The following is a 20875-nucleotide window of genomic DNA, read 5'->3' as shown; positions in this document are numbered from 1 at the left end:
CACATGCTCCGCTGCTTCTGCTAAATACATAAAAAAAAGCTGCATCGCAATTCGGTTTGCGATGCAGCTTTTTTTATTTAATGCACTCGTTGCGCAGAAACTCCTCGTACTCGTTGCGGTATCCGTTGAACACGTTGATGTCAACCTCGGGCGTAATGCCGCGCACATGTCCGTCGGGGCAGAGCTGCCAGTAGGCGAGGCGCACGTCGGGCTTGTACTCGCCGTAGCGGGCAATCCACACGATATAGTCGCGCTTCAGGTCGGGTGCGAGCGGCAGGTAGCGGTTAACGAACGACTGCGATATGTAGAGCACCGGTCGGGCGCCCGTAGCCGCCTTCACAACCCTGATCCATTGGCGCACGCTGCGGAACAACGCCTCCGGTCCGCCCATGGCGCGTATCTGAGCACACGTCGGTTCGACGTCGAGCACCGGCGGCAAGTCGCCCTTGCGGAACGTGCTGTACTTCAGGAAGTGGCGTGCCTGCTTGGCGCCGGGCGTGCGAGTGGAGAAGAAGTGGTAGGCGCCGCACTTTATGCCTTGGGCGCGAGCCGCAGCATAGTCGGTGCGGAAGTAGCGGTTCTTTATCGTTGCGCCCTCCGTCGACTTGATGTAGCAGAACGACACGGGATAGTCGACTGCGCCAGCGATGCGCTTCCTTGATAGCTTGCCGAGATTGGTGATGCGCACCCGCTTCCAGTCGATGCCATAGCGCTTGCGTCCTTTCTCGTGCTGAAAGCGCGATATGTCGATGCCGTAGATGCGGTCGGCGCGATACTCAATGCGCTCGCCCAGGAAGCGGTTGCGTTTCCATTCGCCCAGCTGCATGTGCTTTCCGGCTGTGAGTGCGAAGCCGAATCCGTTGCGCTTGCCGTCAGTCCATTCGCCCTGATAGAGGTTCTGCTTGCGGTCGGTGAACGTGCCGTGTCCGCAGGCTATTGCGTCGCGGTTGAGCGTACCGCTGTACGTGCCCGTAGAGTCGCGCCATGTTCCGCTGACGAGCGTGTCGGCGCGCCATCTGCCCACGATGCGGTGGCCCAGCGAGTCGTGGCTGACGCCCTTTCCGTAGCGCTTTCCCATGCGCCACTGTCCGGCGTACACCACGCTGTCGCCCACGTAGAGCACGCCGTATCCGTCGTACTTGCCCTGCTTCGTGCCGCCATAGTATCTTGTAGCGCCGTGCCCAATTATTGCCTCGCCGTCGTGCGGAATATCGTTGCATCCGCAGAGACAGAGTAGGGCGAGACACAGCGAGATAGTGTATCTGATTGCCTTCATTGTCGTTTCGTTTTTAGTAACTTTCGCATAAATAGAGTTCTTACTCATCCTCCATACAATGTATTATATGATTTGTGGATGCTTTGTGGCTGCGTGGGTATGGCATGAATGTCATACCATCCTATCACTCGAAGTTCAAAATCCTCCTTATCGTTTTCCTTGCAGCGATGGTGTCGCCGCTCACCATGCCTACGAATCTGCCCTTTGTGCTGAATACGGGCGTGCCGTTGCCAGCCAGCATTTGCGGCAGATTGTGCTTGCCGCCTTGCGCTATCCGTGCAGGAAGGATGCGTGCCGAGACCGTGTCGCACTCCATGCCTTTTACAGCTATTGTCGGGAAGCCTACGGCGCGTGCTTCGCCGATGTCAGAAGCGTTCCACGGCAGCAGAGCGAGCGTCGCTACGCCCTCCGGCGTCTTGCCTTCGGCGGTCTGCAGCAGCGTCAGTCCGTCGGCAGAACCCACGAAGCGCAGCCGGGTGCGCACCAGCTTGCCCTCCTCCGTGCGGTAGGTCGCCGTGTATTCGTGTCGCGTCTTAACGCATACGCCGTGCTTGCCGGCAGTAATGCTGTCGATGATGTGCAGCACACGCTCAGCCTCGGCATACTCGCTGCAGACGCGAGTGTCCAAAGTCGCCACATCCTGATAGCCGTAGTCGTGCACGCTGTGAACACGCATATAGTAGTTGAGCTCCGACTTCTGATGCTTCAGCGTCTTGAGCCGTGCGGCAGCCGCCTCGCGGCAGAGGCGCATTATCGTAGAGTCGGCGCAGGCGCGCAGAGCGTCGGTCGGTGTCTCTATCGCCGTGACAATCCTTCCCTCGCACGACGGCATCATGAGCCATCTGTTTGTCCAGAAACCAGCCGAATAAGTGCTATGGAGGGCCTCGTTGCGCACGGTTCTTAGGTCGCTCACAGCCGAGTCGCCATAACATTCGGCGAAGTAGAGCAGCGGTTTGCCGTCCACCCGCACCTCGTGCCACGACTCTGCGTTCACCACCACGGCGCAGCGCTTCATCTCGTCAGCCGACGACGGCAGCAACCGCCATACAGCCCACGACGCCAGCGCTACGCCGAACACGCAGGCTGCAATGTAAAAAGCTTTCTTATATGTATCTTTCATAGTGTTTTACGCTTTTTGTAATTTCATGCGAAATTACAAAATATATCAATAAGTTCGCGCTTTTTTTAGCATATATTTTGTGAATTGCTACGATAGTCGTATCTTTGTACATACTTATATATACATAAAGAGTATGAATACATCTGAGTTTTTCAGCAAGTTCAAGAGCCGTTACCTCTGGGGGAATATCGCCGCAATGGTTGCGGTGGTGTTTGCAGTGTGCATAGGAGTGAAGTTCGGACTTGATATATACACCCATCATGGCGAAGTGGTGCAGATACCCAACGTGCGCCACAAGGCGTTCAGCGACGCCGAGTATCTGCTCAAGCAGAGCGGACTGCAGGTGGTGGTGAGCGACACGGGATACGTGCCAGGCATGCGCCCCGACTGCATCCTCGAACAGTCGCCTGCGCCGGGCGAGCGTGTGAAGTCGGGTCACGTGATATACCTCACCGTGAACGCCACGCAGACGCCTACCATCACCGTGCCCGACGTCATCGACAACTCGTCGTTGCGCGAGGCGATGGCTAAGCTCTCGGCGATGGGCTTCAAGCTCACGCAGCCCACGTTCGTAGACGGCGAGAAAGACTGGGTGTACGGGCTCACCGTGAAAGGACGCCACGTCGTTGCAGGCGACAAGGTGTCGGTGAACGACTACATCACAATCGAGGTGGGTAGCGGACAGCGCGATGTCGACATGGACATCAACTACACCGATGCTCCGATAGAGGACGCCAAGGAAGACGAGTTCTACGAGTCGGGCGATGTAGACCAGTTTCATGAAGTGACAGGTCCGACGGAGTAGAATAAAAGTAAAAAGGTAAAAAAGTAAAAAAAAACCTCCCAACCCTCCCCGTCGGGGAGGGCTTAGAAAGGCCTAAGAAGGCTTAGTTCGGCTTAAACGCTGCCTTAGACAGGTTTAGTTTGGCTTAAACGCTGCCTAAATTCGGCTTAGCCTAAAAGACAAGAATATGATAGAAGAAGATATCCTCACACCCCCAATCGAAGACGACGACGAAACCGGTCAGCTCTACGAGCACTTCCGCTTTGTTGCCGACCCAGGCCAGGAGCCGCAGCGCGTCGACAAGTTCATGTGCGAGAAGTTGCCCCATTCGTCGCGCAACCGCATACAGAAGGCTGCCGATGCAGGCTTTGTACACGTCAACGAGCGCCCCGTGAAGAGCAACTACAAGGTGCGTCCAAACGATGTGGTGACGCTCATGCTCGACCGTCCGCGCCACGACACAAGCATCGTGGCAGAAGATCTGCCGCTCAACGTAGTGTACGAAGACTCGGATGTGATGGTGATAAACAAGGAGGCGGGCATGGTGGTTCATCCAGGAGCCGGCAACTTCACCGGCACGCTCGTCAACGCCATCGCTTGGCATCTGCGCGACCTGAAGAGCTACGACCCCAACGACCCCGAAGTGGGACTCGTGCATCGCATCGACAAAGACACATCGGGTCTGCTCGTTGTGGCGAAGACTCCGCAGGCTAAGACGTCGCTCGGCTTGCAGTTCTTCAACAAGACAACCCATCGCTCGTACAACGCTCTCGTATGGGGCAACCTCACCGAAGACGAAGGACGCATCGAAGGCAACATAGCACGCGACCCGAAAGACCGTCTGCGCATGACCGTAATGTCGCCCGACTCGGGCATCGGCAAGGAAGCCGTAACCCACTGGCGTGTGCTTGAGCGCTTCGGCTACGTGACGCTCGTCGAGTGTCGCCTTGAGACCGGACGCACACACCAGATACGTGCCCACATGAAGCACATCGGTCATCCGCTCTTCGGCGACGAACGCTACGGCGGCATGGAGATTCTGCGCGGCGAGCGCTCGGCTACATACAAGGCGTTCATCAACAACTGCTTCAAAGCCTGCTCACGCCAGGCGCTGCACGCCCGTACGCTCGGCTTCGTCCATCCGAAGACAAAGCAGCAGATGGACTTCACATCCGAGTGGCCCGACGACTTTGCACAGCTCATAGAGAAGTGGCGCGGATACATGAAGGGCACAACCCGCGACACATTCAGCACTGCACAGCAGTAAGAGCATAGAACTGCGATAAGTTTTCCATCAAAGGCTTAGAAAGGCTTAAAGAGGCTTAGTTCGGCTTAAACGCCGCCTTAGTTTAGTAAAAAGAATACTCACCCCTAAAACAATAATCACTATGGATACATTAAAACGCAACATTGCCATCGTTTGCGGTGGCGACTCTTCTGAGCACGACGTATCAATACGTTCTGCGCAGGGTTTGTACTCCTTCTTCGACAAGGAGCGTTATAACATTTATATCGTTGACGTGAAGGGTCAGGACTGGCATGTCAACCTGCCCAACGGCACAACAGCGCCAATCGACAAGAACGACTTCTCGTTCGTGCTCGACGGCAAGGCTGTGGTGTTCGACTACGCCTACATCACTATCCACGGCACACCGGGCGAGAACGGCGTGATGCAGGGCTACTTCGAACTGCTACACATCCCGTACAGCACAAGCGGCGTGCTCGTTGAGGCTATGACCTTCGACAAGTACGTGCTCAACAACTATCTGCGCGGTTGGGGCGTGAACGTGGCGAAGAGCATCCTCGTGCGCCGCGGCGAAGAGTCGAGATACTCTGACGAGTTCATCGAGAAGGAGATTGGTATGCCTTGCTTCGTGAAGCCGGCTGCCGACGGATCGAGCTTCGGCGTGTCGAAGGTGAAGAACGTAGACCAGCTTGCGCCGGCTCTGCGCGTGGCTTTCATGGAGAGCGACGAGGTGATGATAGAGAGCTTCCTGCAAGGCACCGAGATCTCAATCGGCTGCTACAAGACACGCGAGAAGTCGGTGGTGTTCCCTGCAACCGAGGTCGTTACAAGCAACGAGTTCTTCGACTACGACGCAAAGTACAACGGACAGGTGCAGGAGATAACTCCGGCGCGCATCTCTCCCGAGACTGCAAAGCGCGTGGCTGAGGAGGTGAGCCGCATCTACGACATCCTCCACTGCAATGGCATCATCCGCATCGACTTTATCATCTCGAAGGATGCAGACGGCAACGACAAGATAAACATGATTGAGGTGAACACTACGCCGGGCATGACTGCCACCAGCTTCATTCCGCAGCAGGTGCGCGCCGCAGGTCTCGACATCAAGGAAGTGCTGACCGACATCGTAGAGAACCAATTCAAGTGTTGAATTCAAAATTCCCCTATGACACCTGAACAACTCCACAAATACGACTCTATCCGCCCGTTTGAGCCGGAAGAGCTCCCCGAAGTATTCGACCGTTTGGTGCAGAACGAACAGTTCTGTCAAGTGCTGGCATACCTCTATCCCGGTGTGCCCGTTGAGGCTATACGGCAGAAGATGCACCAATGCAAGACCAATCTCGAGTTTCAGAAAGCGTTCTGCTACGGCTTCTTGAAGAACCTGCTTGCCAAGGCATCGCTCGGCTGCGACGCCGACTTCGCAAGCCTCGATCTCAGCAAGCGCTACACCTTCATCAGCAACCACCGCGACATCGTGCTCGACTCGGCGCTGCTCCACATGCTGCTCTTCGACGCCGGCTGCGATACAACCACCGAGATAGCCATCGGCGACAACCTCCTCAAGCTGCCTTGGGTGAAGGACATCGTGCGCCTCAACAAGTCGTTCATCGTGCAGCGCTCGCTGCCTATGCGACAGATGCTCGCTGCGTCTAAACTGCTCGCCGAGTACATGCACTTTGTCATTGCCGAGAAGAACGACAACGTATGGATTGCGCAGCGCGAAGGCCGCGCCAAGGACTCCAACGACCGCACCGCAGAGGCTATACTCAAGATGATGACCATGGGCGGCGAGGGTTCTATAAAGGAACGCCTGCTCTCGCTCCACCTCGTGCCGCTCGCCATATCATACGAGTACGACCCGTGCGACTTCCTCAAGGCACAGGAGTTCCAGTTGCGCCGCGATGTGGCAGACTGGAAGAAGGGTCCGATGGATGACGTGGTGAGCATGCAGACCGGCATAATGGGCTACAAGGGACACATCCACTACCAGGCTGCGCCGTGCATCGACGAGTGGCTGCGTGCGCTGCCCGACGACATGCCGAAGAACGAGTTCTACGTTGCTGTTGCCGAGCATCTCGACCACGAGATATGGCGCGGCTACCGCTTGTACCCGTCCAACTTCGTGGCGCTCGACCTTCTGCGCGGCACCGACGAGCACGCCGACCGCTACACGGCTGAAGACCGCCAGCGCTTTGAGGCTTATCTCGACGCACAGCTCAAGAAGATACAGCTGCCCAACCCTGATTGGGCGTTCCTGCGTGAGCACATACTCACCATGTACGCCAACCCGGCTATCAATCAGCTCAGTGTGATTTAAATATAGTAGCGGAGGTCTCCTGCCTCCGCAGCAACCGGCGATATTAGTGTTCGACTTGGTGCTGCGGAGGCCGGAGACCTCCGCTACTTTTTTTTAACCCTCTTTTTTTACCCAAAACCCTCATGCCAATGTCCTACATATTCCGCGAACATATCAAGCAGAGTCTTGCGGTTATAGCTTTTCTGATAACCCTCACAGCCTGCACCTCCGAGAGCTACGACGCCGGCGACGGACCGAACAGCTATCTCACCGCCGACCTCGTGCTGCTGCACACGTCGCAAGACAAGTCGGTGCGTTCGGCTCTGCTCGACGATGGCACCACGCTGCAGTTCTCCAACCCGTTCGCGCAGGACTGGCTCACACGCCCCGACTCTGTCTACCGCGCCCTGCTCTATTACGACAAGACGGTAGCTGCTTCTGACGCTGCAGCCTCCAATCCTACGGCTACGTCTATTGTTCGCGCGCGCTCCGTCCGCCCCGTTTCCGTGCTTCGCCCCGTTGAGGCTGAGGATATGGAAACGCTGCGCACCGACCCCGTGGGCTTCGAGAGCATCTGGCTGTCGAAGAACAAAAGCTACATCAACCTCTCGCTGCTCCTTAAGAGCGGCAAGACAGAAGCCGACGACGCCCTGCACACCCTTGGCATCGTTAGCCACGGCACGACCACCGACGCCGACCGACGCCGCACACTCCACCTCACACTCTATCACGACCAGGGCGGCGTGCCCGCTTATTACACCGTGCAGCAATATGTCAGCATCCCCACGCAATTGCTTGAGGAAGCCGACACCGTAGAACTTACCCTTAACACCTATAACGGCAAGAAAGTAGTGAAGGTAGCCGTTAGCAATCTATAAACATACAATCTATGCAGTATTGTAAATCAATAGTTTCCGCCATACTCGACAGAGCGTTGCGCAGAACAAGTTCATTCTTCGTCTCTATCCTGCTGCTTACTATAGCCACACCGGCTATGGCTGCCGCCCCCGACACAATCAGTACGCTCACAAGAATGTCTATAGTCAAGATGAAGGCGGCGTTCAACAAGCGCGGTGCGGACGTGTGCCGCAAGATGAGCAGCGAGGTGCGCCCATATATCGACGCTATATGCAGCGTGTTAGACAGCACAGCCATGTATGACGCTCAAGCCAAGGCACGCATAGACAAGCTGGAGAGCAGAATGGCGCAAGCCTCTTCGCCGCAGCAGAAGTACGAGCTGTGGACAATGCTCTTCGACGAATACGCACGTCTGTCCTTAAAGCCGGCGCTTGATGCTGCGCAGCAATGCGAGGCTGCAGCCCTTCAGACCGGCAACTATAGTCTGGTAGCGCAGGCTATATTATATAAGGTGGAAATATACACCAACTGTGGCTTCTTCCGTGAGGCATCAGAAGCGCTTGCTACCATCGACGAAGAACGCTGTACGCAGCCCGTAAGAATAAACTATCTCGTGGCAGCCTTCAATCTTGAGTTTGAAAACGGCTTCTACTTCCCCCGCCGTATGTCAACCCCCAACGTCTACTATCAGCGCATGCAGGCATATTACCTCCAGGCGTGCAAGCTGTTGCCGAAAGATTCGTGGATACTCGACGACATGAATGTGAAGCTCAACTTCCACCTTACCAAATACGCTGAGGCGGTGAAGTGGAGCAAGCGTCTGCTTAAGAAACTCTCGCCCACGTCCGACTATTATCCGAACGCATTGGGCAACCTCGGCTACAACTATATGGGAATGTGCGAATATGCACTTGCTGCAAAATACATATCGCTGTCGGGCATAGAAGAGATACGGCGCGGCTCGAAGGAGTATGCAGCCGCACGCAAGATAGCCGAGGTGGCGTACATCACGGGCGACGTCACACGCTCGTACATGCTCATCAATGTGGCTATGCATAACGCCGAGGTGTTCCACTCGCGCTACCGTTACTCGGAGATAGCCGCAAGCTATCCGAAGATAGACCGCGACATGTATGCCTATACGCAGAAGCAGCGCATGCGTCTGCTCATAGGTTTCGGTGCTCTGGCTGTTGTAGTGATGCTGTTGTGCGGTGCCATATTGAAAGTGGTGCGCCAGTCGAGAAAGCTCCATCGCCAGAAGTCACTCATCGAGCATCAGGTGGAGAGCCTTTCCGACAAGAGCCGCCAGATAGAAGACATCAACGCCCGTCTACTTGAGGCAGGACACATCAAGGAGGCGGTGCTCGGACAGCTCATTGTGGCAAGCGCCAACCACCAGTCGGCTATAGAGAAGCTGCGCAAGGAGGTGTTGCGCCGTCTCACCATCAAGGACTACGACGGACTGCGTGCCGTGTTCGACCAGCAGCACGGCGAAGCGTTCGACACGCTCTATTCGCTCGACAACATGCTGCTGATGCTCTACCCCGACTTCCCCGAGAAGTTCAACAGTCTGCTGCACGAGGAGAACCGCGTGACGCCGCGAAGCGACGAACGCTTCACGACAGAGATGCGCATCTTCGCACTCATCCGACTCGGAATAACCAAGAACGACGACCTTGCCCACTCGCTCAACTATTCGGTCAACACCATAAAGAGCTACAAGACACGCGTGCTCAACGCCTCGCTCTATGAAAAAGACGAATTCTACAAACGCCTTATGGCTTAAAACCGAGTGGAAGGAGCATTTTTAAGTGATATTTTTTATCGCATTGCTCCTTTTTCTTGTTTGTTGTTATCGCAGACAGCGTATTTTTCCCGTTTGAAAAGGTATATTCTGAAGTATACAACAAAAACATAACTTGCTGATAATCAATAACGGTATATACCACATGGTGGGTATATACCGTATATTTTTTGCAAACGTTTGAACGGGAAGCTAATTTTGCAACCGAAATCAGACGCAACCCGATTCGGACACTATAGAAATCAGGACGCGATATGATTCAACCGAAACCGAAACTTGCAACGTTAAACCGTAAAAACTTAAATTATTATGAATCGCAGAAAGTTATTGTTACCATCGCTTCTGGCAGTGGCTTCTATTTTCCTCGCATTGTCTGCAAATGCCGACACTTTGAATAAGTCGGTCATTGCATTGGAGGACACCACAAAAACCGCAAGCAACGACCACGGCGTAATGCTCAACGCAAAGGATGCTACCGAGCCTCGTCAGGTAGAGATAGGTCTGCCTATGAGCTACACCGCAGTATCTGTAGACGGCTTGCCTGCCGTATACTATTATTGGCCGAATACCACCAGCAACCACTGGCGCGGCGAGCAGTTGCTGGCACGTCAGGGCTTGCAGAACATCGCCACGACAGCCATCAAGTTCGGCGAGATCGGCTATGGTGTCGACTCGTATATGGAGCGTGGCGGCGAGAAGTTCAAGGGCAAGCTGAAGTATCAGACCAACACATTCGGCGCACAGAACTTCGACCTCAACCTCTCTGGCAAACTCGCCAAGAAGACCTACTTCACACTTAGCACCTACCAGAACTTCGACCCGGGCAGCATGAACCTGAAGTTCACCAACTATATCGACCGTGCACAGTTCTACACAGCCGGACTCACACATCTCTTCAACGACGACCGCGGACGCTTCAGCGTGTTCTACAAGTATAACGAGACCCATCCGCTTACAGCGCTTGCCAACTACGCTCCGTTCACATACGACGGCGACGGCAAGGTGTCGGAGCTTAAGAACTTCCGCATGGGCCGCGACTCGTATCTGCCCGTAGACGGCATGATGCAATACCGCGACGTGAAGACCGGCAAGCTCGTAACCGACAACCTCTACGACATTATCAAGACACGCACACACGAGGCAACAGCCCTTCTCGACTACGATCTGGGCAACAACCTCTCGCTGGCTGTAAAGGGTAAGTTCTCTCACTCTAAGGGACACAGCGGCGACCAACTCACAATGGGCTTCTACGAGGATGCCGACGCTACGTATGCCGACAACGGCGATGCGTTCCACGGCACCATCCAGCGCCGACTCTCGCAGATTAACGCTTTCTGCGTGAAGGACGCTTTGTTCGTAGCCGAACTGCAGAAGAAGACCGCCAGCCACGACTGGGCTTTCGGTATCAACGAGCTGTACAGCAACATCGACTATGCACGCAGCACCACACAGTATTATCATGAAGTGGCGCCCAATCCGCGCAAGCTCATCTATAACGGCGTTGAGTATGCCAACCTCAACGGTTCTAGCGAGTACGACAAGGGCTTCGAGAACAAGCTCGCAGCATACGTAAACGACACATGGCGCGTTTCGCGCAACTTCCGTATGGGCTATGGCGCACGTGTCGAGCTGTTCAACCTCGGTGTCGACTATATCGGCGACAAGCGCTTCAGCGACTTCCATATCGGCGCCAACTATACCGATGCAGAAGGCAACAAGAAGACCGTAGGCATTACCCACCACACAAACACCGGCTTGAACTACGCCGTATCTGTTTCGCCTACATATAACATCACACACAACTTCGGACTCACCGGCGAGATCAACTTCCTCAGACAGTATCGTCACCTGGAGGCTTACTCAGGCACCTCGCTGCCTTACTACAACAACCGTCCGTTCATCCTCGGACGTGCCGGCATCTTCTTCAACAGCTCGTTCGTGAACCTCGTTTCGGCATTCACATACGCACGCCGTACCAACGACTACAGCCGTCTGACCGTGATGAGCGAGAACCCGAACGAAGACCCCGTAATGGTAGGCGCATCAAGCGGTATCGAGACAATGGGATGGACCACCGACGCTATGTTCACACCGTTCAAGGGCTTCACATTCCACGCTATGGTCACATTGCAGAGCCCGAAATACACAGGCTACAAGTTCGAGGCATTCAACAAGACTTACGACTTCAGCGGCAAGACCGTTACAAAGCAGTCGAAGCTTATCGTTGAGCTCGACCCCAACTACACATACGACCGCTTCAATATCTGGGCCTCGTTCCGCTATTACGGCAAGCAGTATGCTAACGTAGGCAACTCGGTATACTTCAACGGACGCTGGGAAACCTTCGCAGGCGCAAGCTACAAGGCAAGCAAGATGCTCACATTCAACGTGAACGTCGTCAACTTCCTCAACCAGCGCGGCGCTCAGGGCACTATCCCTGGCTCTGAACTCATCACCGACGGCTCGCAGTATGCAGGCACCATCATGGCTGGCAACTATATCCGCCCGTTCACAGTGGAGTTCGGCGCAAAGCTCAACTTCTAAAGTCAGAGTAGAACAGACAGTATAGACAAGTAGTATAAATAAGTAATAGGAATACATAATAACCATTTAATTAAAAGCAAAATCTATGAAAAGAATTTTTGTAGCAATGGCTGCTCTGCTCGCATCTTTGAGCATGAGCGCACAGCAGAACATCTCGTTCCGCGAAGGCAAGCTGGTTTCGCCGCAGGTGAACAGCGACCGCACCGTTACATTCCGCATCAAGGCTCCGAAGGCCAAGAGCGTGAAGGTGCTGGCAGACTGGGAACAGAACAATGGTCAGGGCACGATGAAGAAGGGCAAGGACGGCGTATGGGAGTACACCACTCCGCAGCTCACCTCAGAGATGTTCACATATCGCTTCGACGTAGACGGCGTGGTAAGCGTCGACCCCGTCAATCCGTTCACACGCCGCGACGTGGGCAACGTGTTCAGCATCTTCTATGTTGGCGGTGGCGCTGCCGACGAGTATCAGGTGAAGGACGTAGCTCACGGCCAGGTACGTACTGTGTGGTATCACTCTAACACCGTTAATGCCGACCGCCGCATGAACGTATATCTGCCTGCCGGATACGGCAAGACAGACAAGAAGTATCCGGTGTTCTACCTGCTCCACGGAAGTGGCGGCGACGAGAACGCATGGCTCGAGCTTGGCAACATCTCGCGCATCATGGACAACCTCATCGCTGAGGGCAAGTGCGAACCGATGATCGTAGTAATGCCTAACGGCAACTTCGGCAAGCAGGCTGCTGCAGGCGAGACAGCAGAGAACCTCAACTACAAGCCGGTGATGACCAACTTCCTCCCTCACTACAAGGACGGACTCTACGAGATGGCTTTCCCCGAAATCGTGAACTATGTTGACGCTACGTTCAACACCATAGCCGACAAGCAGCACCGTGCTATCGCCGGTCTGTCGATGGGTGGTATGCACACGCTTATGATCACAGCCAACTATCCTGACATGTTCAACTACATCGGTCTCTACTCTGCTGGCGTTGACTTCACAAAGATCAATATGGAGGCGATTCCGGCATACGCCAACCTCGACGGCAAGCTCTCTAAGCTGGCTCAGAGCAACCCGAAACTCTACTGGATCGCTTGCGGCAACGCCGACCGACTGATGCCGTTCAACAAGCAGCTCATGGAGCGCATGAACAAGGACGGTCTGAAGTACACATTCCACGAGAGCTCACGCGGCCATCTCTGGAGCAACTGGCGTCAGTACTCGCTGTTGTTCATCCCACAGCTGTTCAAGTAATGCACTTTGAGCAATAATGCACTTGAAACAATAGGCAAAGCATAAAACAAAAATTAAAGAATTAGTACATATTTTATTGCTGTCAGCTAAAAGCTTCTTATTTCCGAAGACTTTTGGCAGACAGCAATATTTTTTTAACTAAACGCTTGCTGCGTTTTTAGGATTTTTAGGAATATCTTCTTGTTGCGTATATTTTTAACGCATATCTTTGCAATCAGTATATGAAACGTGTGTAAGTCTTTCGTTTATGCATCAAAAACGACTGAAATGATAACAAAAACACACATACTTATCTGTTAACTCTATCTATTAATTTAAAAACCTATTATTATGATTAAAAAAACTCTTTTCTCGTTTCTTATCGCCCTGGTAGCTTTTGGTTTTACAGCTTGCGACAGCGACGATAACAATGGACAGTTGGGCGTACCAGACAGCGCCAAGCCATCAAAAGAATTTAAAGTAGGCAATTGCGACAAGGAGAAGAATGCCGACGACGCCATCAAGCTGAACGTGAAGTCGTGGGGCAATACCAACCAGGAGTTCGCCTCGATTGAGCTTTTCGCCGACGGCCACTTCCTCATCACAAGTCCGAAGGCAGGCAAGCTGCCCAAGAGCAAGATGAGCGTAACGCGCGCAGCCGACGGTTCGACAATGTTCAAGAAGTCGGGCGGTCAGCCGCTAAAGACACGCGCCGTTGACGCCAGCGGCACGATTGTCATCGACGGCGGTCTCTACATCTACGGTACATACACTCGCGTTAAGGAAGGCGTTTATCAGCTGAGCAACAACACCAAGATAGAGATAAAGGACGGAAAGCTGACAGGAACAGCCACTGTGACATACACCAACAGTCTCGGCATGTCTATAACAATCACCGTCACCATTGATACAACCACCAAACAGGACGACCCGCTCCGCCATATCTGCCGCTCGTGGAGAATGGACAGCGCAGAGAACTGGCTGCTCGCCGGCGACGTGATGATCGGCTACGGCAAGCAGTGGCTCGAGAAAGGCCGCGTTATGCAGCAGACAACGCTCACTCCTGAGGGCAAGGGCATGGGCTTCGACGAGGACGACCTCATTGACGACAATGACGACTACTGCTACCGCGTGATCTTCTCGCCGTGCGGCACCTTCGTTTGCTTCTACGTAGACGGCGATGTTGAAATCGGAACATGGGAGTGGACTGACCCTTATAACGGCGTTTTGCGCTGCTGGGAGACGTTCGACTGGGACGACGACGATGATGATGACGACGACGACAACGACTTCGCCGACATGACAGTGCGCTTCGATGGCAAGCAGATGCGCATCTACGGCGACTTCATGGACACCGAGGACGGCGTACTCTTCCGCACGTTGTCTGTAGCTACATTCAGCGCAAAGTATTAAAATACATATCCTAACTTCTATAAATGAGGAGTGTGGAGTGTGTGGACCGGTTTCCGCACATTCCACACTCCTCTTTTTTTGTTTAACCCCGACGAATACCTGCTAAAGCCTAACTGTTACTGTCCGGTAAAACTAATATGGCGGTCAAAGACGGGCTGAAAGCCCAACAAATAATGTGATTACCGCGCTGTGGTAACGCCATTACCGCATACAGGTAACAACGTTACCGCGCAGAGGTAACATCGTTACCAGTTCGTGGTAACAATCATTACTCGTATGTTATGATGTGCAAATCGCAGAAAACTACAGAATATGACAAGCTATATTTTGCCGTAAACCTGTGTTTTTGTAACTTTGCACATCTCTTTATATAAGACAAGCGCACCCCATCACAAATGTTTGTAAGACAAGCGACAATGGAAAATCAATTTGTAAAGCAATACCCCGAGCTTATGCGGGGCAAGAAACTGATGTATGTACACGGTTTCGGTTCGTCGGCACAGTCGGGCACGGTGCAGATGCTGCGCACGCTGATGCCCAACGCTACGGTTGTGGCGCGCGACATTCCGCTGCATCCCGAAGAAGGACTGCAGATGCTGAAGGCGATGGCAGCCGAGGAGCAGCCCGACCTCATCATAGGCACGTCGATGGGCGGCATGTATACCGAGATGCTCACCGGATTCGACCGCATACTGGTGAACCCAGCCTTCGAGATGGGCGACACCATGTCGAAGTTCACGGGCAAGCAGGTGTTTCAGAACCCGCGCGAGGACGGAGTGCAGGAGTTCATCGTGACGAAGGGACTCATAAAGGAGTATCAGGAGATGACTACGCACAACTTCGAGCACGCCGCCGACCCCGACGAGCGCACACGCGTCATCGCACTCTTCGGCGACAACGACCCTGTAGTGCACACCTACGACCTCTACCACGAGCACTATCCTACGGCGATAGGCTTCCACGGCGAGCACCGCCTGACCGACAAGGTGGCGATGCACTATCTCATACCCGTGATACGCTACATCGACGACCGACAGGAAGGCCGCGAGCGCCCCGTCGTATACGTAGACATCGAGACGCTGCGCGACTCGTACGGCAACGCCACGGCGTCTATGCACAAGGCTTACGAGATGCTCATCGAGCACTACAACGTGTACATCGTGGCGCCGTCGCCGTCAGACAATGCGCAGCAGATGGTGGACGACACACGCTGGGTGGAGCAGTTCCTGAGTGCTCCGGCTTGGGGACGCATCGTCTTCACCAACCAGCGCCAGATGCTCTACGGCGACTATCTCATCACGCCCGCCGCACAACCGAAGCCCACGCTGCAGGAGCAGCCCGAATTCATGGGCACGCAGATAGAGTGGGGCAGCGACGAGTTCAAGACATGGGAAGAGATAATAGTGTTCTTCGACCGACTCGGAGGGCAGTAACTTTAAAAAAACAATGGCAAAAGAACAGACCGCCGTGCGCGACCGCACCCACACCAACCTCCGCGAGCCGCGCCGCTACAAGGTGATAATCTACAACGACGACTTCACGACGATGGAGTTCGTGGTGCTCGTGCTCACCTCCGTCTTCTTCAAGTCGGCGGAGGAGGCAGAAGCCCTTATGCTCGCCGTGCACAAGAGCGGCAGCGCCGTGGTGGGCATATACAGCTACGACGTGGCGATATCGAAGGTGAGAAAGGCCACGATGATGGCGCGCGAAGAGAACTTCCCGCTGCGCCTCGAATGCAAACCGGAATGAAATATGAACAACAGCAAGAATTTAGCAAACGCAATAAAGCAGGCAATCGAAGACTGCGACTTCTGGCGCCACGAGTTCGTGACGCCGGAGCACGTGCTCTACGCCTTTGCCTCACAAGACCAGTTCGCAAGCGCCAGCGAATTGCTGCCCCACGACGCCTCGTGGCTCATCACACAACTCGAGAAGGAATTCCTGTCGATGGAGGTGGTGCCCGAGACACAGAAGTACGTCATCGAAGGCTCGCAGCAGTTCTCAGAGATGATGTCGCTCGCCATCAAGCAGGCGCAATACTCCGACCAGGACACGCTCGACGTGCCGCACGTCGTGGCAGCTATGCTCATGCTCAACGACTCGCAGGCAGCCTATCTTCTCGACCAGTTCACGGGCGACGAGAAGGGCGAGTTCATGCAGTCGCTCGTGTCGGCATACGCCGTAGACGAAACGGGCGAAGCGGCTGACGGCGGCGACGCCAACGCCCCCGCACCGTGGCGCAAGCTCGTCACCTGCGTCAACGACACATACGCCGACCATAACCCGCTCATCGGTCGCGAAGCCGAACTGGAGCGCACTATGCAGGTGCTCTGCCGCAAGGACAAGAACAACCCGCTGCACGTGGGCGAGCCGGGCGTGGGCAAGACAGCGCTCATCTACGGACTCACCGCCCTCATAGAGCGTGGCGCAGTGCCCGAACGCCTGCGCGGAGCACGCGTCTACATGATGGATATGGGCACGATGGTGGCAGGCACACAGTTCAGGGGCGACTTCGAGAAGCGCATAAAGATGGTGATGGAAGGACTCGCGCAGGAGGGCAACGCCATTCTCTGCATCGACGAGATACACAACCTCATCGGAGCCGGACGCAACGGCGATGCATCGCTCGACGCCTCTAACATGCTGAAGCCTTATCTTGAGAGCGGAGCGATACGCTTCATCGGATCGACCACATACGACGAGTACAACCGCTACATAGCCAAGCAGAAGTCGCTCGTGCGCCGCTTCCAGCAGATAGACATCGCCGAGCCGTCGGTAGACGACGCCATACGCATCGTGGAGGGCCTGCGCCCGAGCTACGAGAAGTTCCACGGCGTGAAGTACGCTGCGGGCGTCGTTGAGTTCGCCGTGCGCAGCGCCGCCAAGCACATACGCGACCGCTTCCTGCCCGACAAGGCAATCGACCTCATCGACGAGGCAGGCGCCTACCGCGAGACCCATCCGCTCACCACGCAGAAGCGTCAGACCGTAGACCGCCGGCTCGTCACCGACATTCTCGCACGCGTCTGCAAGATTGACGCCGAAGCACTCAAGGAGCAGTCGAACGACGCGCTGCGCACGCTGGAGAGCGACATAAAGAAGGAGATATTCGGTCAGGACGAAGCCGTAGGCCGTGTGGTTGAGGCTGTGCAGATGTCGAAAGCCGGACTCGCCGACGACACCAAGCCGATGGCAAGTCTGCTCTTCGTCGGTCCGACCGGCGTCGGCAAGACCGAGGTGGCGCGCGTGCTCTCAGAGCGAATGGGCATGAAGCTCGTGCGCTTCGACATGAGCGAGTACGCCGAGAAGCACGCCGTGGCGAAGCTCATCGGTTCGCCGGCAGGATACGTGGGCTACGAAGACGGCGGACTGCTCACGGCAGCCGTGCGCAAGACGCCCAACTGCGTGCTGCTCTTCGACGAGATAGAGAAGGCGCACCCCGACATCTTCAACATCTTCCTGCAGATGATGGACTACGCCGCGCTCACCGACAACCACGGCGAGCGTGCCGACTTCCGCAACGCCATCATCATCATGACCTCCAACGCCGGAGCGCAGTACGCCTCGCGCGCCAGCATCGGATTCACGGGCAGCGTGTCGCGCGGCGACGCCATGCTCACTACAGTGAAGAAGACGTTCAAGCCCGAGTTCATCAACCGCCTCACCGACATCGTTGTCTTCCACGATATGTCGCGCCAGATGGCATCGCTCATCCTCGACAAGAAGCTCGCGCAGCTGCAGACCAAGCTCAGCGCAAAGAATGTGACGCTGCACCTCAGCGCCGAGGCTCGCGAACTGCTCCTCACAAAGGGCTTCACGCCCGAGTACGGAGCGCGAGAGCTCGACCGCGTCATCGGCTCGATGCTCAAGCCGCTGCTGATGAGAGAGATACTGTTCGGACGATTGAAGAAAAGTGGCGATGCCGTTGTCGATGTAAAGGACGGCGCATTGCGACTTGCGTAACATTCCACATTATGATATACAGAATAGGTAAAGAACTGATATTTCCTCAGCCCGTAGACGTGGAGCCCGACGGACTCCTGTGCGTTGGCGGCGACCTCTCCGTCGACCGACTGCTGCTCGCATACAGTCATGGCATCTTTCCGTGGTTCTCGTTCCGCGACTACGACGAGCCGCTGTGGTACTGTCCGCAGGAGCGCTTCGTCATCTTCCCCAACGAGATACACGTGTCGCACTCGATGCGCACGCTGATTAACAAGGGCAAGTACGACGTGTCTATCGGCGATGACTTCGACGGCGTGATACGCGGCTGCCAGAAAGCCGACGGACGCTACGACTCGGAAGGGGCGTGGCTTAGCGAGGACATCATCCGTGCATACACCGAGCTGCACCGCCAGAACCTCGCGCAGAGCGTGGAGGTGTGGGAGGGCGACCGACTCGTGGGCGGACTCTACGGCGTTACGCTCGGACGCTGCTTCATCGGCGAGAGCATGTTCTCGCTCGTGCCCAGCGCAAGCAAGCTCGCGCTGATCTTCCTCGCCGAGTTCATGCAGGAGAACGGCGGACTGATGATAGACTGCCAGATAGAAACGCCGCACCTCAAGTCGATGGGCGGACGCACCATCTCCTACAAGGAGTATATGAAGATTCTGCAGCAAATATAGGAGACTACGGCATGCTTGCCGTTGCTACGCTTATATATAAGTTGTATTAAAATAATAGAAACTACTAAAACAAATCAAACAAATATGCAGATAAACAAGACAATAGCGCTCTCGCTGCTCGCAGCGTGGGCGACACAGCCGACGATGGCGGCGAAGAAACAGAGGGCGAAGGCGGACACGTCGCGACCGAACGTGATTATGATTGTGGCTGACGACCTCGGCTACGGCGACCTCGAATGTTACGGCGCGAAGAACGTCGAAACGCCTAACGTGAACCGACTCGCTGCTGAAGGTGTGCGCTTCACCGATTGCCATGCAGCGGCTTCTACCTCAACGCCGTCGCGCTACTCGCTCCTGACAGGCGAGTATCCGTGGCGCCGACCAGGCACTGACGTGGCGCCGGGCAATGCGGCGATGATTATAAAGCCCGAGCAGTTCACCATAGCCGACATGTTCCGCTCGCAGGGCTATGCTACGTGCGCTATAGGCAAGTGGCACTTAGGACTGGGCGACCGCACCGGCGAGCAGGACTGGAACGCGCCGCTGCCGGCGTCGCCTGCGGACATTGGTTTCGACAACCACTACATCATGGCGGCTACTGCCGATCGTGTGCCCTGCGTGATTATCGAGGACGGCATGGTGGCTAACTACGACGAGTCGGCGCCAATCGACGTGAACTACTATCATAACTTCGAGGGCGAACCTACGGCGCGCGAGCATCCAGAGCTGTGCTACAACCTGCGCTCGTCGCACGGACACGACCAAGCAATAGTGAACGGCATCGGACGCATCGGATATATGAAGGGCGGAGGTAAGGCGCTGTGGAAGGACGAGAACATCGCCGACTCGATAACAGGCTACGCCGTCAACTACATCAAGCAGCACGCCGACCGCCCGTTTTTCATGTACTTCGCCACGAACGACGTGCATGTGCCGAGATTCCCGCACGAGCGATTCCGCGGCAAGAGCGGCATGGGCTTGCGCGGCGACGCCATCGTGCAGTTCGACTGGTCGGTGGGCGAGATTATGCGCACGCTCGACCGACTCGGCATTGCCGACAACACCATCATCCTGCTCACCAGCGACAACGGACCCGTCACCGACGACGGATATGTAGACCGCGCCGACGAACTGCTCAACGGACACTCGCCGCAGGGGCCGTGGCGTTCGGGCAAGTATTCGGCTTACGAAGGCGGAACGGCTGTGCCCGTCATCGTGCGCTGGAAGGCAGGCGGCGTGAAGGCAGGCGAAACGTCGGAAGCGCTCTTCTCGCATATCGACTTGCTGGCGTCGTTCGGTTCGCTCATCAACGCACGCATACCGAAGGGCGCTGCCGTAGACAGCGAGAACCGCATCAGTACGCTCCTTGGCAACGACCGCACCGATCGTCCGTACGTCATCGGTATGGCTAACAACCACGTGCTCTCCGTGCGCACAAAGCAGTGGAAATACATAGAGCCGAACGACGGCGCAAAGACCATCGGCTGGGCGGCTACGCTCAACGGCGAACGCGTGGAGACTGGCAACAGCCCGCAACCGCAGCTCTACGACATGCAGAAAGACATTAAGGAGGAGCACAACGTGGCGCTCGAAAACGCACAGACCGTGTTCGACCTGCAGAACGTATTGCGCCGCGAAAGGGCGAAATAGATGAGGCTGAGTAGCTCAA

Annotated in this window: 16 protein-coding genes; 14 read left to right on the top strand and 2 right to left on the bottom strand. The window is 55.4% G+C overall.

The genetic code is table 11. The annotated features are described in order from the left end of the window. Nucleotides 1-73: 73 nt before the first annotated feature. Together KTQ90_RS00825 and KTQ90_RS00820 are read right to left on the bottom strand one after the other, a co-directional pair. Nucleotides 74-1276 (bottom strand): GH25 family lysozyme, encoded by a 1203-nt coding sequence (locus KTQ90_RS00825; protein ID WP_254359335.1) that lies wholly within the window; start codon nucleotides 1274-1276, stop codon nucleotides 74-76. A gap of 124 nt (nucleotides 1277-1400) precedes the next feature. After that, nucleotides 1401-2396, bottom strand: coding sequence for a serine protease family protein (locus tag KTQ90_RS00820; protein ID WP_217316844.1), 996 nt, complete (start codon nucleotides 2394-2396; stop codon nucleotides 1401-1403). Between the two features lie 133 nt (nucleotides 2397-2529). On the opposite strand from KTQ90_RS00820, the gene KTQ90_RS00815 reads away from it, so the two are divergent. The 14 genes from KTQ90_RS00815 to KTQ90_RS00750 all read left to right on the top strand — a co-directional run bounded on the left by KTQ90_RS00815 (nucleotide 2530) and on the right by KTQ90_RS00750 (nucleotide 20856). Next, nucleotides 2530-3201 carry a PASTA domain-containing protein gene (locus tag KTQ90_RS00815; RefSeq protein ID WP_217316843.1) on the top strand — a complete coding sequence of 224 codons (672 nt, stop codon included), beginning with the start codon at nucleotides 2530-2532 and terminating at the stop codon, nucleotides 3199-3201. Nucleotides 3202-3367: 166 nt separating this feature from the next. After that, nucleotides 3368-4447, top strand: a complete 1080-nt coding sequence (locus KTQ90_RS00810; protein ID WP_217316842.1) for an RluA family pseudouridine synthase — start codon at nucleotides 3368-3370, stop codon at nucleotides 4445-4447. Nucleotides 4448-4568: 121 nt separating this feature from the next. Next, a complete protein-coding gene (locus KTQ90_RS00805; protein WP_217316841.1) occupies nucleotides 4569-5576 on the top strand; it encodes a D-alanine--D-alanine ligase in 1008 nt (335 codons plus the stop codon). Between the two features lie 15 nt (nucleotides 5577-5591). Further along, on the top strand, nucleotides 5592-6746 hold the full coding sequence (locus KTQ90_RS00800) for a 1-acyl-sn-glycerol-3-phosphate acyltransferase (RefSeq protein ID WP_217316840.1): 1155 nt from the start codon (nucleotides 5592-5594) through the stop codon (nucleotides 6744-6746). 128 nt (nucleotides 6747-6874) lie between these two features. Further along, nucleotides 6875-7603, top strand: a complete 729-nt coding sequence (locus tag KTQ90_RS00795) for a NigD1/NigD2 family lipoprotein (protein WP_217316839.1) — start codon at nucleotides 6875-6877, stop codon at nucleotides 7601-7603. Nucleotides 7604-7614: 11 nt separating this feature from the next. Continuing rightward, nucleotides 7615-9369, top strand: a complete 1755-nt coding sequence (locus KTQ90_RS00790) for a DUF6377 domain-containing protein (protein WP_217316838.1) — start codon at nucleotides 7615-7617, stop codon at nucleotides 9367-9369. A 327-nt stretch (nucleotides 9370-9696) separates the two neighbouring features. Beyond that, entirely contained in the window at nucleotides 9697-11931 is a 2235-nt protein-coding gene (locus tag KTQ90_RS00785) for a TonB-dependent receptor (RefSeq protein ID WP_217316837.1), read from the top strand. Nucleotides 11932-12016: 85 nt separating this feature from the next. Beyond that, nucleotides 12017-13189 carry an alpha/beta hydrolase-fold protein gene (locus KTQ90_RS00780; protein ID WP_217316836.1) on the top strand — a complete coding sequence of 391 codons (1173 nt, stop codon included), beginning with the start codon at nucleotides 12017-12019 and terminating at the stop codon, nucleotides 13187-13189. 330 nt (nucleotides 13190-13519) lie between these two features. Next, nucleotides 13520-14581 carry a hypothetical protein gene (locus tag KTQ90_RS00775; protein WP_217316835.1) on the top strand — a complete coding sequence of 354 codons (1062 nt, stop codon included), beginning with the start codon at nucleotides 13520-13522 and terminating at the stop codon, nucleotides 14579-14581. 416 nt (nucleotides 14582-14997) lie between these two features. After that, the gene (locus KTQ90_RS00770) at nucleotides 14998-16014 is read left to right on the top strand and encodes a YqiA/YcfP family alpha/beta fold hydrolase (protein ID WP_217316834.1); all 1017 of its coding nucleotides are present in this window, start codon (nucleotides 14998-15000) and stop codon (nucleotides 16012-16014) included. A gap of 13 nt (nucleotides 16015-16027) precedes the next feature. After that, nucleotides 16028-16330: an ATP-dependent Clp protease adaptor ClpS gene (locus KTQ90_RS00765; protein WP_217316833.1), complete on the top strand. Its 303-nt coding sequence runs from the start codon at nucleotides 16028-16030 to the stop codon at nucleotides 16328-16330. A gap of 3 nt (nucleotides 16331-16333) precedes the next feature. Continuing rightward, the gene (locus KTQ90_RS00760; RefSeq protein WP_217316832.1) at nucleotides 16334-18544 is read left to right on the top strand and encodes an AAA family ATPase; all 2211 of its coding nucleotides are present in this window, start codon (nucleotides 16334-16336) and stop codon (nucleotides 18542-18544) included. 11 nt (nucleotides 18545-18555) lie between these two features. Continuing rightward, nucleotides 18556-19206, top strand: coding sequence for a leucyl/phenylalanyl-tRNA--protein transferase (gene aat, locus KTQ90_RS00755; protein ID WP_217316831.1), 651 nt, complete (start codon nucleotides 18556-18558; stop codon nucleotides 19204-19206). 84 nt (nucleotides 19207-19290) lie between these two features. Next, nucleotides 19291-20856: a sulfatase family protein gene (locus KTQ90_RS00750; RefSeq protein WP_217316830.1), complete on the top strand. Its 1566-nt coding sequence runs from the start codon at nucleotides 19291-19293 to the stop codon at nucleotides 20854-20856. Nucleotides 20857-20875: the final 19 nt, after the last annotated feature.

This window comes from Leyella stercorea (assembly GCF_019052365.1).
Lineage (GTDB): Bacteria > Bacteroidota > Bacteroidia > Bacteroidales > Bacteroidaceae > Prevotella.
This window is presented reverse-complemented; position numbering and strand designations above follow the sequence as displayed.

Excerpts from the sequence above, each read along its gene's own strand:
- KTQ90_RS00825 (WP_254359335.1), bottom strand. The coding sequence starts at position 1,276 with ATGAAGGCAATCAGATACACTATCTCGCTGTGTCTCGCCCTACTCTGT.
- KTQ90_RS00820 (WP_217316844.1), bottom strand. The coding sequence starts at position 2,396 with ATGAAAGATACATATAAGAAAGCTTTTTACATTGCAGCCTGCGTGTTC.
- KTQ90_RS00815 (WP_217316843.1), top strand. The coding sequence starts at position 2,530 with ATGAATACATCTGAGTTTTTCAGCAAGTTCAAGAGCCGTTACCTCTGG.
- KTQ90_RS00810 (WP_217316842.1), top strand. The coding sequence starts at position 3,368 with ATGATAGAAGAAGATATCCTCACACCCCCAATCGAAGACGACGACGAA.
- KTQ90_RS00805 (WP_217316841.1), top strand. The coding sequence starts at position 4,569 with ATGGATACATTAAAACGCAACATTGCCATCGTTTGCGGTGGCGACTCT.
- KTQ90_RS00800 (WP_217316840.1), top strand. The coding sequence starts at position 5,592 with ATGACACCTGAACAACTCCACAAATACGACTCTATCCGCCCGTTTGAG.
- KTQ90_RS00795 (WP_217316839.1), top strand. The coding sequence starts at position 6,875 with ATGTCCTACATATTCCGCGAACATATCAAGCAGAGTCTTGCGGTTATA.
- KTQ90_RS00790 (WP_217316838.1), top strand. The coding sequence starts at position 7,615 with ATGCAGTATTGTAAATCAATAGTTTCCGCCATACTCGACAGAGCGTTG.
- KTQ90_RS00785 (WP_217316837.1), top strand. The coding sequence starts at position 9,697 with ATGAATCGCAGAAAGTTATTGTTACCATCGCTTCTGGCAGTGGCTTCT.
- KTQ90_RS00780 (WP_217316836.1), top strand. The coding sequence starts at position 12,017 with ATGAAAAGAATTTTTGTAGCAATGGCTGCTCTGCTCGCATCTTTGAGC.
- KTQ90_RS00775 (WP_217316835.1), top strand. The coding sequence starts at position 13,520 with ATGATTAAAAAAACTCTTTTCTCGTTTCTTATCGCCCTGGTAGCTTTT.
- KTQ90_RS00770 (WP_217316834.1), top strand. The coding sequence starts at position 14,998 with ATGGAAAATCAATTTGTAAAGCAATACCCCGAGCTTATGCGGGGCAAG.
- KTQ90_RS00765 (WP_217316833.1), top strand. The coding sequence starts at position 16,028 with ATGGCAAAAGAACAGACCGCCGTGCGCGACCGCACCCACACCAACCTC.
- KTQ90_RS00760 (WP_217316832.1), top strand. The coding sequence starts at position 16,334 with ATGAACAACAGCAAGAATTTAGCAAACGCAATAAAGCAGGCAATCGAA.
- aat (WP_217316831.1), top strand. The coding sequence starts at position 18,556 with ATGATATACAGAATAGGTAAAGAACTGATATTTCCTCAGCCCGTAGAC.
- KTQ90_RS00750 (WP_217316830.1), top strand. The coding sequence starts at position 19,291 with ATGCAGATAAACAAGACAATAGCGCTCTCGCTGCTCGCAGCGTGGGCG.